A 13,746-nucleotide genomic window follows, 5' to 3' on the forward strand; every position below is an offset into this window, starting at 1 on the left:
TATATCCAAAAGGAAACTTAAAAATGAAGTATCTTTAGGAATGGCCAAGAAGTACGCTATAGATAGAATCATCGTCCCTCGTTTTAACGAGGCTGCCGGATTTTATACCACTCCCGAACGCTCAAAGATGATGGCTAAAATAAGAGGCAAGAATACCAAGCCCGAATTAGCCTTTAGAAAAGCGCTATGGAAATTAGGGTACCGCTACCGAATCGATTATAAAAAGCTGATTGGAAAACCAGATATCGTCCTTCAAAAATACGAGACGGCAATATTCATAGACGGAGAATATTGGCATGGATATAATTGGGCCAACAGAAAGTCATGCATTAAAACCAATGCGGCCTTTTGGATCCCAAAAATAGAACGAAATATGCAGCGCGACCTAGAGGTTTCCATGGCTCTAAAAAATCTCGGATATACCGTATTCCGATTTTGGGCACAGGAAATTAAAATGGATTTGGAGGGCTGTTTACAAAAGGTCGTACTGCATTTAGAAGGACACAGCTCCTACAATGGCGCTACTTCACCACAAGACTAACCCTTCTTTTGTATACCTTTATAAACAGCACTAACGTCAACTTTAAAAACATGCCAACTTTTAGATCTGCAATCGTATCTAAACTGCCTCTTGTAAAGACCACCATTTTTACGACTATGGGGCAATTAGCCCAAAAGCACCAAGCGATTAATCTTTCTCAGGGATTTCCCAATTTTGAACCCGATCCTGAATTGATTGCTTTGGTGACCGAGGCGATGAACCAAGGCTTTAACCAATATGCACCTATGGCCGGACTATGGTCGCTACGCGAAATAATAGCCGAAAAAATTGAGGCCTTGCATGGCCAATCCTACGATCCCGAAACCGAGATAACGGTAACGGTAGGGGCAACACAAGCCATTTTTACGATCATTACGGCCTTTATTTCCCCTATGGATGAAGTAATACTCTTTAAGCCCGCCTACGACTGCTATGAGCCTGCCATTAGGCTTAATGGCGGCATTCCGGTTGGCGTACAACTAAAGAAGGACGATTTTACCGTAGATTGGGACGAATTCCGCGCCAAGATTACACCAAAAACAAAAATGGTGGTCATTAATACCCCCCATAATCCTAGTGGCACCATATTATCAAAGGCCGATATGATACAGCTACAAGATTCCTTGAAGGACACCGGAATCATAGTTATTAGCGATGAAGTGTACGAACATATTATTTTTGACGGCCACGAACACCAAAGCGCCTCTCGCTTTCACGATTTGGCGCAACGGACCTTTGTTTGTTCCTCCTTTGGCAAGACCTTTCATATTACGGGATGGAAATTAGGCTATTGTGTGGCCCCGGCCGAATTAATGAAGGAGTTTAGAAAAACACACCAGTTTAACGTTTTTAGTGTCGACCATGCAGCACAAAAAGCGATGGCCGATTATTTAAAGACACCTCAGCATTATCTAGACCTGCCAAAATTTTACGAACAGAAGCGCAATCTGTTTGTTGCTGGCCTAAACGGTTCTAGGTTCACCATTAAACCCTGTAGCGGTAGTTATTTTCAATTGTTAGACTATTCGGCCATAAGCGAGGAAAACGATATGGAATTTGCAGAGCGCTTGGTAGTGGAGCACAAAATTGCCAGTATTCCCCTTTCTGGCTTTAATACCGAAGACAAAACCCAAAAATTAGTGCGATTTTGTTTCGCAAAAACCACTGAAACCCTAGAAAAGGCCACGGCTGTCCTGAGAACTATATAAAACCCTACTTCCAAAGCGTTTTTGATATTGGAGATTTACCCTAAAAATACCTGATAAAAGAATCGGATAGGTTTAAAGAAATTGGATTTCAGAGGTACGCAATGCAAAAGAAGACAAACTAAAAAGAGCGATGCCTGCAGGTATCGCTCTTTTTAAACCCTTTATATGCCATAGCATACTCTTGTCGGGTTTCAACGAACGGCCAGGCCGTTACAACATAAATAACTTTTTAATCAGATTGATGATCCCTCGAAAAAAATCGTTCGGATACACTTGAATCTCTTCTTGTTTAGGGGAGTGGTTAAGCTGGACTTCCATACATTATATTTTTATCGTTATTAGATTTGGGATCCACCACTTGGTGGTGAATTTAAAAAATAACGCCTCTTTTTAAAATTTGTTGTAGTCAAACTAAAAAAAATTTCTCCCCTTCTATCCAGCTAAATGTTGGTTGCTTAAAACGGTTATAAAGTCTTGCTACAGTTCCATTTCGGGAATCTCGCCTTCAACGATCAGGGTCCCTTCGGTGGCCTTTATTATTTCTTCTACACTTATTCCAGGAGCCCGCTCTAATAGCTTAAAACCCTTAGGAGTTACTTCTAAAACGGCAAGGTTTGTGACTATTTTTTTTACGCATCCCACGCCAGTCAATGGCAAGGAGCATTTTTTTAACAACTTAGACTCCCCAGCCCTATTGGTATGCATCATAGCGACAATAATATTTTCTGCCGAGGCCACTAAGTCCATTGCCCCGCCCATTCCTTTCACCATTTTTCCTGGAATTTTCCAATTGGCAATATCCCCGGTCTCGGAAACTTCCATAGCCCCTAAAATAGTCAAGTCTACATGTTGCCCACGGATCATCCCAAAACTGGTCACAGAATCGAAGAAAGAGGCTCCTGGCAAGGTGGTAATGGTTTGTTTTCCCGCATTGATAATATCGGCATCCTCTTCCCCCTCAAAAGGAAAGGGCCCCATTCCCAACACCCCATTTTCACTTTGGAACTCTACACTAATATCGTCACGGACAAAATTGGCCACCAAGGTAGGAATACCTATCCCTAGGTTAACGTAATATCCGTCTCTTACTTCCTTTGCAATGCGTTTTGCGATTCCGTTTTTATCTAACATAATGTTTCAATTTGAAAATTAATTAATGTAACAATGAACCAATTAAACAATGTAACAATTACTGAAATAGCAATGTAAAAGGCTATCATATCGTAAACTTGCACTTTGTTAACTCGTAATCATTATTTTAACGCCCATTCTTCATACTAGAGCTGACAATTTTATATAAAATCAATCCTAGTTCATCGACACTTTCCTTTAGTTTTAAATCGAATGGATAATATTGTGACCTTTCACATAATACTAGCCAATACTTAGTTTCTTCGAGTTCCTTTAGGGCTATTTTCATTTTGTGTATAAAGTCGGCCCTACTTTCTGCATTTTGGGCTTCATGAATATTAGCTCCTATACTGGTCCCCGACTTTAATACTTGTTGGGCGACGACATACTTTCTTTTTTCAAGCAACAACTCGGAAAACTCAATAATTTTAAGGGCGAATTCTATGGATTTTTCAATGACAACATTTTCCTTTTTTAACATTGTTAATCCTATATATTATTGGGTTCATGAGATGCTGTACAAGATGTTCATAAAGTCAATGCTGTCCTTCTATTGGCCCTCTTAAATGTTTTTTCAATTAATTCATTTTCAATTTAAATAGACAATACATAAATCCATGGATGCAGCTACGTTTTATACTTCCCACACCAATTAATTTACACATTGCTTCATTAAACAATTGGTACATTATTTTTTTCTTACCGTCAACTGTTCTATTCTTTTCTCATAGTCTTTTCCTTGAAAAATTCGTTGAACAAATATACCGGGCACATGAATTTCATTGGGGTCCAAGGATCCTGCTGGCAAGAGTTCTTCTACTTCGGCCACGGTAATTGTTGCCGCCCCGCACATAGCCGGATTAAAGTTCCGTGCCGTTCCCTTAAAAATCAGGTTACCGGCCTCATCGCCTTTCCATGCCTTTACAAAGGAAAAATCGGCTTTAAAAGCCTCTTCCAAAACGTACATTTTACCGTTAAACTCTCTGGTTTCTTTACCTTCGGCCACCTCGGTGCCATAGCCTGCGGGTGTATAGAAAGCAGGGAAACCGGCCTGTGCGGCCCTGCATTTTTCTGCCAAGGTACCTTGAGGGGTCAATTCTACTTCCAATTCCCCACTGAGCATCTGTCGTTCAAACTCATCGTTTTCCCCCACATAGGAAGAAATCATTTTTCGGATCTGATGTTTGTGCAACAATAGCCCAAGGCCAAAATCGTCTACCCCGGCATTGTTGGAAATACAGGTAATATCCTTTACCCCTATCTTCACCAGTTCCGCAATTATATTTTCCGGAATACCACACAATCCAAATCCACCTACCATAAAGGTCATTCCATCCTTTATTCCCTTTAATGCTTCTTCTACGTTTGCAACAGTTTTCCGTATCATCCTTATCAATTGTTAAAAGTTCTATGCATTTAGCAGTATGCCGATGCTCTAAAATACAGATTTTTTAACAAAAAAAGCCCTTAACTTTTAGATAAAAGTAAGGGCTTAATTTCTGAGGTTCCGTGCACTATCCAAGGAACCAAACTGGTATTGCTATAAAAAAAATATCCCGTCAGTGACGGGACATTTCTATTGGTATGTAATTTTTAAAAATCTAAATCGTCATCGGTATCAATAAGGTCATCGCTTTCCGATTCGGTATCCGAACAGTCGACGTTTAGGGAGAGTTCCTCTGGTCTTACAAAGTCTTCTTTAGATACCCCAATATCCTCATTGGCATAATTCTTTTTCATATATAATCCCCAAATTGGCAAGGCCATCGAGGCTCCCTGTCCGTAGGTAATAGTCCTAAAGTGCGTAGCCCTATCTTCGCCACCAACCCATACTCCTGTCACCAAATTGGGCACCATTCCCATAAACCAGCCATCACTTTGGTTTTGAGTGGTTCCGGTCTTCCCGGCAATAGGGTTTGTAAAGGCATAGGGATATCCGGTAATAATTTCCTCGTACATCTTATTATACTTTTCGGCACCGGTAGTTCTTAATCGCGTACCCGATCCTCCTTGGGTTACCCCAGACATCAGGTCAACCATGGCATAGGCCACATCGCTACTGAGTACATCCCTGGTTACCGGAACATATTCGTAAAGTACAGTCCCATTTTTATCTTCTATTCTGGTGACCATTACTGGTTTTACATACACCCCCTGATTGGCAAAGGTACCATAGGCCCCTACCATCTCGTATACGGTAAGATCGGCAGTTCCCAAACCAATAGAGGCTACTTCTGGAAGATTCCCGGTAAGACCTAGGTTTTTAGCCATAGAAGCTACCGCGGTGGGTCCTACCTTGTCCGTTAATTGGGCCGTAATGGTATTTACGGAATTTGCCAAAGCCTGCTTTAACGTCAGCATTTCCCCACTGTACTTTCCATTGGAGTTTTTAGGGCACCAAGGTTCCGGGTTCCCGTATTTATTGGCTTCCACACAATAATGTATATCTGGAAGAACATCGCAGGGAGACAAACGCAACTGATCAATGGCGGCAGCATATACAAATGGCTTAAAGGTAGAACCTACCTGTCTGGCCCCTTGTTTTACGTTGTCGTATTGAAAGTGCTTATAATCTACTCCCCCAACCCAAGCTTTTATATGGCCTGTTTGCGGTTCCATAGACATCATAGCTGTTCTAAGGAAAGACTTGTAATAGCGAATAGAATCTATAGGTTTCATCACCGTATCCTTTTCTCTGCTTTCGCTGTTCCAATCGAATACCGTCATGGGTGTAGGCTGATAAAAAGATTCACGGATTTCCTTGTCAGACTTCCCCTCTCTTTTCATAATCCTCCATCTAGGAGAGTTCTTTATGGCTCTTTCCATGATACGGTCGGCCTCCCCCGGATTTTCTTCTATAAAAGGGGCCGTTTTATTTCTGTCGGGCGTATTTTGATGAAAGAATTCCGCTTGTAATTTCTTCATATGCGCCACCACGGCCTCTTCTGCATTACGCTGCATACGAGAGTCTATGGTCGTATAGATTTTTAGGCCGTCCAAATTGATATTATAGCGGTTTCGTTCTCCTTCTAGGGCTGGTTTAGGGTTCTTATCAATCCAATCTTTCATGAACTTTTTAAGTTCCATCCTAAAATAAGTCGCCAATCCTTCGCTATGGGATTCAGGGTTAAAATTGATCTCCATTTTTAAGGCCTGAAGCGAATCTTTCTCTGCTTGGGTGATATAGCCGTATTTGGCCATCTGTGCCAAGACCGTATTCCTTCGGTTAAGCACTAGGGCTTCTCTACGTCTTGGATTGTAGTAAGAAGAATTCTTTAACATCCCTACCAAAACGGCGGACTCCTCTATTTTTAGTTTTTGTGGTTCTTTCCCAAAATAAATCTTGGCTGCCGATCTAATACCGTCTGCACTATAGTTAAAATCATAGGTATTTAGGTACATGGCTATGATTTCTTCCTTGGTATACTGTCTTTCCAGACGTATCGCAATCACCCATTCTTTAATTTTTTGGATAATCGTTTCAAAGGTATTTTTAGAACGCACCCCCACAAATAGTAGTCTTGCCAACTGCTGTGAAATGGTACTGGCCCCTCCTCTAGAACCCATAAAAACTGCAGCCCTAAGGGTTCCTTTGGCATCTATCCCAGAATGTTGGTAATACCGGGCATCTTCGGTAGCTACCAATGCCTGAACGATGTTTTCGGGAAGATCTTCAAAATTTACCGGAGTACGGTTGTCTGCCAAGTAATATTTCCCAAGGGTTTCCCCGTCCGCAGAAATGATTTCCGAGGCTAAATTTGTTTGAGGGTTCTCTAAACTCTCAAAGGTAGGCATCTCTCCCAACCCCCCTTCTGAGGCTATGAAAAAGATTAAAACTACAGATAAAACACCGGTTAGGAACAGTATCCAAAACCATTTGATGAATTTAAAAAAACTGGTATTCTTTTTTTTCTTTGATTCGGTTGCCATAAAACCTATCGATTACTTTTTTCTATTTGGTATCCCACGTCGGTAATACCTTCTAATTCTACAAGGCCGTCTACGCTGCCATTTTTTCGCATGGCATGCATTACTTCTAAGGTATACGCTCCCGATGACGGTAATAGGAGGTTTTCTTTATACCACAATTTATTTTCCTTTAGACTTCCGTAACCGCTGCCCAGCCATTGACCGTTGGGCTTGGCCATTTCGTATTCTAAGGTGTCCCTAACCATATTGCCATCGGGCATTGTTAGGGTCGCTATTAAAAAAAGGTTGCTATAGGCATACGTATTATCATTTCTAACAGCCAGGAACAAATTGTATGGTTGCAGGGTATCTAGATCCTTAAAAGTAAACTGCATAATGCTGTCCTTGTGCCACCCATTGTCATCAGTAGCTTTAAACGCTGATCGCAACGGGGGTTCGCCACAAGAAACCAATACTACCGCTCCTATGAGTGCCCAAAAAATCCTAAGCATTATTTGCTGGTTTTTTTCTGAAATTTGTTCTTTTCTTATTCTTGTTCCTGTTCTTGTTATTGTTGTTCCTGCGCTTTTTAGGCTTATCGAAACGGGTAAGGCTGTCTTGCCCCACAACATTTTCGAATACTTTTTCTGCTTCTTCCTGAACATTTTCCAAGGCGTATTCTTCCAAACTAGCCACCTTTTCTCTTTTCTTGTTCTTTTCCAAGATTTCGTTTACGTGGTCTTTGGACAACATATGCCAATTAGCGGGCTCGTCTTTATACGAAAACCAAAGGGCAGCTTTAAAGATATCCACTTTCTGACAAAAGGCCATTCCCTTCTCGGTAAACAACCTCGTATCCTGTCCTGGAAAGTCCTTTAAGGCATCTAAGTACACATCGAGCTCGTAGTTCAAACAACATTTAAGTTTTCCACATTGCCCTGCTAATTTCTGAGGGTTTAGGGAAAGTTGCTGATACCGTGCCGCCGAAGTACTTACGGACCTAAAATCTGTCAACCAGGTAGAGCAGCACAATTCGCGGCCACAAGAACCAATACCTCCCAAACGTTGGGCTTCTTGGCGGTAGCCTATTTGACGCATTTCTATACGGATCCCAAAAGCCTTGGCCATATCCTTGATCAGCTGACGGAAATCGACCCTGTCTTCTGCGGTATAGTAAAAAGTAGCTTTGGAACCATCGCCTTGGAATTCTACATCGGAGATTTTCATCTGTAGCTTAAGCACAATGGCTATTTCCCTGGCGCGTTTTTTAATTTCGTCCTCCCTATCCCGACATTTTTGCCAAATATCGATATCCTTTTGCGAGGCTTTTCTATAAAGCACGGGGAGTTCCGGATTGGTATAATCCTCTTTTTTCTTTTTCATCTGTACCCGTACCAGTTCCCCGGTCAAGGTTACCATTCCTACATCGTGTCCGGTAGCTGCCTGTGTGGCCACTACATCCCCGATAGAAAGTGATAGGTTCTCAGAATTCCTAAAGAACTCTTTTCTACTATTTTTAAAACGGACTTCCACACAGTCAAATGGTTTTTCGCCATTTGGGAGTGTCATATTGGAAAGCCAATCAAAAACCGTCAATTTATTACAGCCATCAGTGCCGCAAGTACCATTGTTCTTGCATCCACGTGGCTGTCCGTCCTTAGCGGTTGAACAACTGCTACAACCCATATTTAGTATGTTGATTTAGGAAGTACCAAAAAGTACTTCCTAAATTTGATTCATAAATTTATTAGACGTAAAGATAGTATAAATTGTGCCAGTTTGGAAAAGTATATCGGGAGAAGCCCTATGGGGTAGATTACTTCTTAAACTTTAACACTTCAGAACGTCCTTTTTTAAAGATTTTATTGCTGACGGTTTTTCCTTTTCTAAGCTTTTTCTGCTCTTCGAACGGAAGGGCATGTATGTCCTTACAGTCTACAGAACAGCAGTTATCCATGGCCTCAGCACAAGTTTCGCACTGAATAAACAGTAAATGACAAGCCTCATTGGCGCAATTTACATGCGTATCACACGGGCTTCCACACTGGTGGCAATTAGCGATAACATCTTCGGTAATCCGTTCTCCCCTACGATGGTCGAATACGAAGTTTTTACCTAGAAATTTATTCTCTAGTTTTTTGTTGGTTACTTGGCGGGTGTACTCAATAATACCCCCTTCTAGTTGGTACACATTTTTAAAGCCTTTGTGCTTGTAGTAGGCACTGGCCTTTTCGCAACGGATACCTCCGGTACAATACATCACCAGTTTTTTGTCTTCTTTATGTTCGGCCAAATCCTTTTCAATAATATCCAAGGAATCCCTAAAGGTATCCACATCGGGGGTAATGGCGTTTTTAAACCTTCCAATCTCACTCTCGTAATGGTTTCGCATATCTACCAAAACGGTATTGGGGTCTTCAATAAGCTCGTTAAACTTCTCCGCATCTACGTGTATCCCTTTGTTGGTCACGTCAAATGCATTGTCCTCCAGCCCATCGGCAACAATCTTTTCGCGCACCTTCACCTTTAGTTTTAGGAAGGACATATTATCTTGTTCTATGGCGATGTTTAAGCGCACATTTTCCAAGAAAGTTATACTGTCCAGGTGTTCTTTAAAGGCTTCAAAATTCTCTGCAGGAACAGACAACTGTGCATTAATTCCCTCGTGGGCCACGTATATTCTGCCCAAAACATCGAGCTCGTTCCAACGAATAAATAAGTGGTTACGAAATATAGACGGATTCCCGATTTGTGCGTATTTGTAGAAAGAAATCGTTAGGCGTTCTTGCCCAGCCTCTTCAATAAGAGCCGCTCTCTCCTTAGCACTTAGCGTATTGTACAGTTGCATGCTATACTAATATTTTTAAGTTAAAGAATAATTTTACAGCTGCAAAAATAAAACTTATCCCTCGGCCTAAAAAGGATATTGTCACTTTTTATAGGGAGACGCTTCTTGCTGGCCATCATCCGTGCTTGGGCGTTCCCCTATCGGGTCGCTCTTTCCGCTGTATCTTTTTTAGCCGCCTGCGGCCGCCAAAAAAGGATGCCGCTGCAATAGCTAACGCTTTTCAGTGAACAATAAACAATTAGCAATTAACAATAGTGTACGTCCCTGATCAGCGTTGACCGCTTGTACACCTTAGGTCCATGCATCTTCTTACTCTAGCAGCACCTTTTAGCAAGCTATCAGGCCGTGCCACTTATATATAGCTAAGAGGTTATATACGCAGTTTAGTCCTGATATATTTATTTGCCCACTCAACTTAGAGGTATAATCGCTCTTTTTGTTAAATTCCTTACCTTAACTAGTGGACAGTAAATGGTATAGGCAACGAGTAAGAAACATTGACTACAAAATTGCATTAGGAAAAATCATTATAGAACTTGCTTCCAAGGGAAAAGGATTATACTCCTACGAGTATGTTGTTAGAGAAGATAAAAGCAACAAAGAAAAACAAGAAATAAAATGGCGGATAAATTCAATAACATATAGAATACCGTCTGCCCGTTTACAATCGTGGGATTATGGTAACAGTGGATTATATTTTATAACAATCTGTACCAAAAATCGCGAACATTATTTTGGTAAAATTTTAAATGTTGAAATGCATTTGTCAGAAATTGGGAAAATTGTAAAATCAGAATGGACCAAAACATTTGATATGCGCCCTGATATGAATTTGAAAATAGATGAATACGTTGTTATGCCCAACCATTTTCACGCAATAATTATGATTGGTGAAAACCGATATAATACCGGTGATGGCAATGGTACCGATACGGACGCAATGCGCGGTACCGATTCCAAAACCAACCAATTCGGTCCGCAATCAAAAAATTTGGCATCCGTAATTCGTGGGTTTAAAATTGGGGTAACCACGAACGCGCGTAAAATAAACCCTGATTTTGCCTGGCAACCGCGTTTTCACGATCACATCATTAGAAACAACGTATCATTAGAAAAAATCCGAAATTATATCATCAACAATCCTACCCGATGGAAGGCTGATAAATTTCATAATTGAATAACAAAATTAAATTACCAAATTAAAAAAACAATAATATGCCAGTCCCGCAATTCTGCGGAAGAGATACTGATTACATTTTTTATTGTTCCCTGTTTTCCGCGTTAGGGACCGCAGCGGCATCCCCGAAGCGGAGCGAGGGATATAGCGAAGTGCCCGACCCGATAGGGAAACGCCCAAAAAACTACAATAATAATGAGCTAACCGATTATGGGGAGGATACTTCCTAGCCAGATCCGGGAAGCCTAAATAAAAAGGGCCCTGGAAAATCCAAAGCCCTTTTATGGTCAATATTTCTTGTATCAATTTAGTGGTCTTAACCGCTTAAAATAAAATATTGACCCACCACCTTATTGTCTACCAAAACAATAAGCAAGCATACTTGAGTTAGTTATTTCTTGGATGCTATATTTCTAAAAAGGTTGCGCTGCAGTTCCAAAAAACTCCAAAAAAACGTTGAAATTCACTGTTTTAAGGTTTTAATACAAGATCTCCTTAAAATCCACTTCGTCTTTAGCTGTTTTTAAGGGGGACATTTTACAAAATAAAAAAGGTCTTGATATCTTCTAATAATTTAGTCCTAATAGAGGGGATTATGCAAAAAGAATTGGTTATTTTGCAACTCTAATACATTATGAAATGAGTTCTGAGAAAGATGCAAAATTAAAAGCGTTAAAGCTTACCCTTGATAAATTGGATAAAACTTACGGTAAAGGTGCCGTCATGAAAATGGGAGATTCCGTGGCTCAAGATATCGAAGTAATTTCTTCGGGTTCCTTGGGTTTAGATGTCGCTTTAGGAGTGGGCGGTTATCCTCGTGGCAGGGTCATAGAAATTTACGGTCCTGAATCTTCGGGAAAAACTACCCTAACCCTTCACGCCATGGCGGAGGCTCAAAAAAAGGGCGGTATTGCAGCTTTTATCGATGCAGAACACGCTTTTGATCGTTTTTATGCACAAAAACTAGGAGTAGATATAGACAACCTTATCATTTCTCAGCCCGATAACGGAGAGCAGGCATTGGAAATTGCAGACAACCTTATTCGTTCTGGCGCTATTGATATTGTAGTAGTCGATTCTGTTGCCGCTTTGACACCTAAGAGTGAAATTGAAGGTGAAATGGGCGACTCTAAAATGGGGCTTCACGCTAGGTTAATGTCACAAGCCTTGCGAAAATTAACCAGCTCTATTAGCAAAACAAAATGTACCGTAATATTCATTAACCAATTGCGTGAGAAAATTGGGGTGATGTTCGGAAACCCAGAAACGACCACTGGTGGTAACGCGCTTAAGTTTTACGCCTCGGTACGTTTAGATATCCGTAGGTCTTCGCAAATAAAAGATACCGATGGAGACGTACAAGGAAACAAAACCCGTGTAAAAGTGGTTAAAAACAAAGTGGCCCCGCCATTTAGAACGGCAGAATTCGACATTATGTACGGAGAGGGTGTTTCTAAAGTAGGGGAGATCATTGACCTTGGGGTTGAGTTCGAAATTATTAAGAAAAGCGGCTCTTGGTTTAGTTATGGCGATACCAAACTAGGACAAGGAAGAGATGCCGTAAAAAATCTATTGCTAGACAATCCGGAACTTTTTGAAGAACTGGAACTAAAAATAAAAGAGGCCATCAAAGCCCTGAAAGCATAACAACAAAATCCCGATACCCTCGGGATTTTTTTATGCCCCCTCCTACCAAAAAATTAATCCCGATACGCTCGGGATTTTTTTTTTGCCTACACGCAACCTTTAAGCATAAGTTTCATCTAAAAAGAAAAAGCAACTGTTATAAAATGCCGGCCGATAATTGTACAATAGAAGTACGGTTTAGAAGATGTTGTTTTACCATAGTATAAAAGTCATTTGTAACAAAAACTTAAAAAAAGGACCCCATGAAAAAAATGTTGTTTTTAATGTTCACTGCTATTGCCTTATTAAGCTCTTGCGATACGGATAATGATATCAATTTTCATTACGAAGCATTGGAAATAAAATCTGTAGAAATGCCCGAGTCTTTTAACCGCGGTGATATTTATACGATAAAAGTTACTTATCTTAGACCTGATAACTGCACTTATTTTGAAGGTTTTGACGTTGTTAGAGAAGAAGTTACCACTAGGAACATTGTAGCGGTGGCCGCTGTTTTCGATAACGAGGAGGAATGCGTTGCGTTAAACACGGAGCAAGTAGCGACTTTTAAATTTGAGGTTTTATACCAAGACCCCTACCTATTCCGATATAGAACAGGAAAAGACGAGAACGGCGAACCTACCTATTTAGAAATAACGGTTCCCGTGAACGACCCATCAACGGATTAATTCGATTATAAGAAGCATAAGCTAGGTTAAATTTTGAGCAACCAAATTGCGCTAATCAATAATTGCAAAAAAGGCAACAGACAAGCCCAAGAAGAATTGTACCGGAAATACTCCCGTGTACTGTTCGGGATTTGTCTCAAGTACTCGCGCAATAAAACGGAGGCCGAGGACAGCCTGCACGATAGTTTTATGACTATTTTCAGCAAAATTGACCAGTACAAGGAAAAGGGCTCTTTTGAAGGATGGATGAAACGCATTACCATTAATACCGTCCTTCAAAAATACCGCCAAGAACAAATACATGCCGATATCCCAGAAAACCTCGAAGAGGAAGAAACTACGGAAGATTTGGCGTACGGTTCTTTGGATTTAAACACCCTTTTGAGCTATATTCAAGAATTGCCAAACAAGTATCGGATAACTTTTAATTTGTACGTTCTAGACGGTTATAGCCATAAAGAAATTGCTGAAATGCTCGGCACTTCCTTGGGAACCTCTAAGTCTAACCTTTCTAGGGCCAGAACAATATTAAAGGAAAAAATAGAGGCAGATAGGCCCAAAATAGGCTTGGAAAAATAACTGTGACACCAAAAAAACGATTAAGCTAGGGCAATGCT

At 40.7% G+C, this 13,746-nt stretch carries 13 protein-coding genes; 6 read left to right on the forward strand and 7 right to left on the reverse strand.

Annotated features, from left to right (window positions below):
• The first annotated feature begins 40 nt into the window (after window positions 1-40).
• Both HCG49_RS09435 and HCG49_RS09440 read left to right on the forward strand, forming a co-directional pair.
• Window positions 41-541, forward strand: coding sequence for a very short patch repair endonuclease (locus tag HCG49_RS09435; protein ID WP_168469283.1), 501 nt, complete (start codon window positions 41-43; stop codon window positions 539-541).
• A gap of 50 nt (window positions 542-591) precedes the next feature.
• Window positions 592-1,749, forward strand: a complete 1,158-nt coding sequence (locus HCG49_RS09440) for a methionine aminotransferase (protein ID WP_168469284.1) — start codon at window positions 592-594, stop codon at window positions 1,747-1,749.
• Between the two features lie 477 nt (window positions 1,750-2,226).
• Here the strand turns inward: HCG49_RS09440 and HCG49_RS09445 are convergent, their stop codons facing one another.
• The 7 genes from HCG49_RS09445 to HCG49_RS09475 form a co-directional block, all read right to left on the reverse strand.
• Window positions 2,227-2,880, reverse strand: a complete 654-nt coding sequence (locus HCG49_RS09445) for a 3-oxoacid CoA-transferase subunit B (RefSeq protein ID WP_168469285.1) — start codon at window positions 2,878-2,880, stop codon at window positions 2,227-2,229.
• A 127-nt stretch (window positions 2,881-3,007) separates the two neighbouring features.
• The gene (locus tag HCG49_RS09450) at window positions 3,008-3,361 is read right to left on the reverse strand and encodes a four helix bundle protein (RefSeq protein ID WP_168469286.1); all 354 of its coding nucleotides are present in this window, start codon (window positions 3,359-3,361) and stop codon (window positions 3,008-3,010) included.
• 207 nt (window positions 3,362-3,568) lie between these two features.
• Window positions 3,569-4,267, reverse strand: a complete 699-nt coding sequence (locus tag HCG49_RS09455; protein ID WP_168469287.1) for a CoA transferase subunit A — start codon at window positions 4,265-4,267, stop codon at window positions 3,569-3,571.
• 206 nt (window positions 4,268-4,473) lie between these two features.
• Window positions 4,474-6,810, reverse strand: coding sequence for a transglycosylase domain-containing protein (locus tag HCG49_RS09460; RefSeq protein ID WP_168469288.1), 2,337 nt, complete (start codon window positions 6,808-6,810; stop codon window positions 4,474-4,476).
• Between the two features lie 5 nt (window positions 6,811-6,815).
• Window positions 6,816-7,301 carry a gliding motility lipoprotein GldH gene (locus HCG49_RS09465; protein ID WP_168469289.1) on the reverse strand — a complete coding sequence of 162 codons (486 nt, stop codon included), beginning with the start codon at window positions 7,299-7,301 and terminating at the stop codon, window positions 6,816-6,818.
• Window positions 7,294-8,475: a stage 0 sporulation family protein gene (locus HCG49_RS09470; RefSeq protein ID WP_168469290.1), complete on the reverse strand. Its 1,182-nt coding sequence runs from the start codon at window positions 8,473-8,475 to the stop codon at window positions 7,294-7,296. Before HCG49_RS09470 ends, HCG49_RS09465 begins: the two co-directional genes overlap by 8 nt.
• Before the next feature lie 130 nt (window positions 8,476-8,605).
• The gene (locus tag HCG49_RS09475; protein WP_168469291.1) at window positions 8,606-9,637 is read right to left on the reverse strand and encodes a rhodanese-related sulfurtransferase; all 1,032 of its coding nucleotides are present in this window, start codon (window positions 9,635-9,637) and stop codon (window positions 8,606-8,608) included.
• Window positions 9,638-10,097: 460 nt separating this feature from the next.
• Between HCG49_RS09475 and HCG49_RS09480 the strand changes: the two genes are divergently transcribed.
• The 4 genes from HCG49_RS09480 to HCG49_RS09495 all read left to right on the forward strand — a co-directional run bounded on the left by HCG49_RS09480 (window position 10,098) and on the right by HCG49_RS09495 (window position 13,708).
• Window positions 10,098-10,814: a transposase gene (locus HCG49_RS09480; protein WP_205764372.1), complete on the forward strand. Its 717-nt coding sequence runs from the start codon at window positions 10,098-10,100 to the stop codon at window positions 10,812-10,814.
• A 639-nt stretch (window positions 10,815-11,453) separates the two neighbouring features.
• Complete coding sequence (gene recA, locus HCG49_RS09485) at window positions 11,454-12,461, forward strand: recombinase RecA (protein ID WP_072762687.1); 1,008 nt, start codon at window positions 11,454-11,456, stop codon at window positions 12,459-12,461.
• A gap of 242 nt (window positions 12,462-12,703) precedes the next feature.
• Entirely contained in the window at window positions 12,704-13,129 is a 426-nt protein-coding gene (locus HCG49_RS09490; protein WP_168469292.1) for a hypothetical protein, read from the forward strand.
• 33 nt (window positions 13,130-13,162) lie between these two features.
• Window positions 13,163-13,708, forward strand: a complete 546-nt coding sequence (locus HCG49_RS09495) for an RNA polymerase sigma factor (RefSeq protein ID WP_205764373.1) — start codon at window positions 13,163-13,165, stop codon at window positions 13,706-13,708.
• Window positions 13,709-13,746: the final 38 nt, after the last annotated feature.

It is taken from the genome of Arenibacter sp. 6A1, assembly GCF_012272855.1.
Classification (GTDB): domain Bacteria; phylum Bacteroidota; class Bacteroidia; order Flavobacteriales; family Flavobacteriaceae; genus Arenibacter.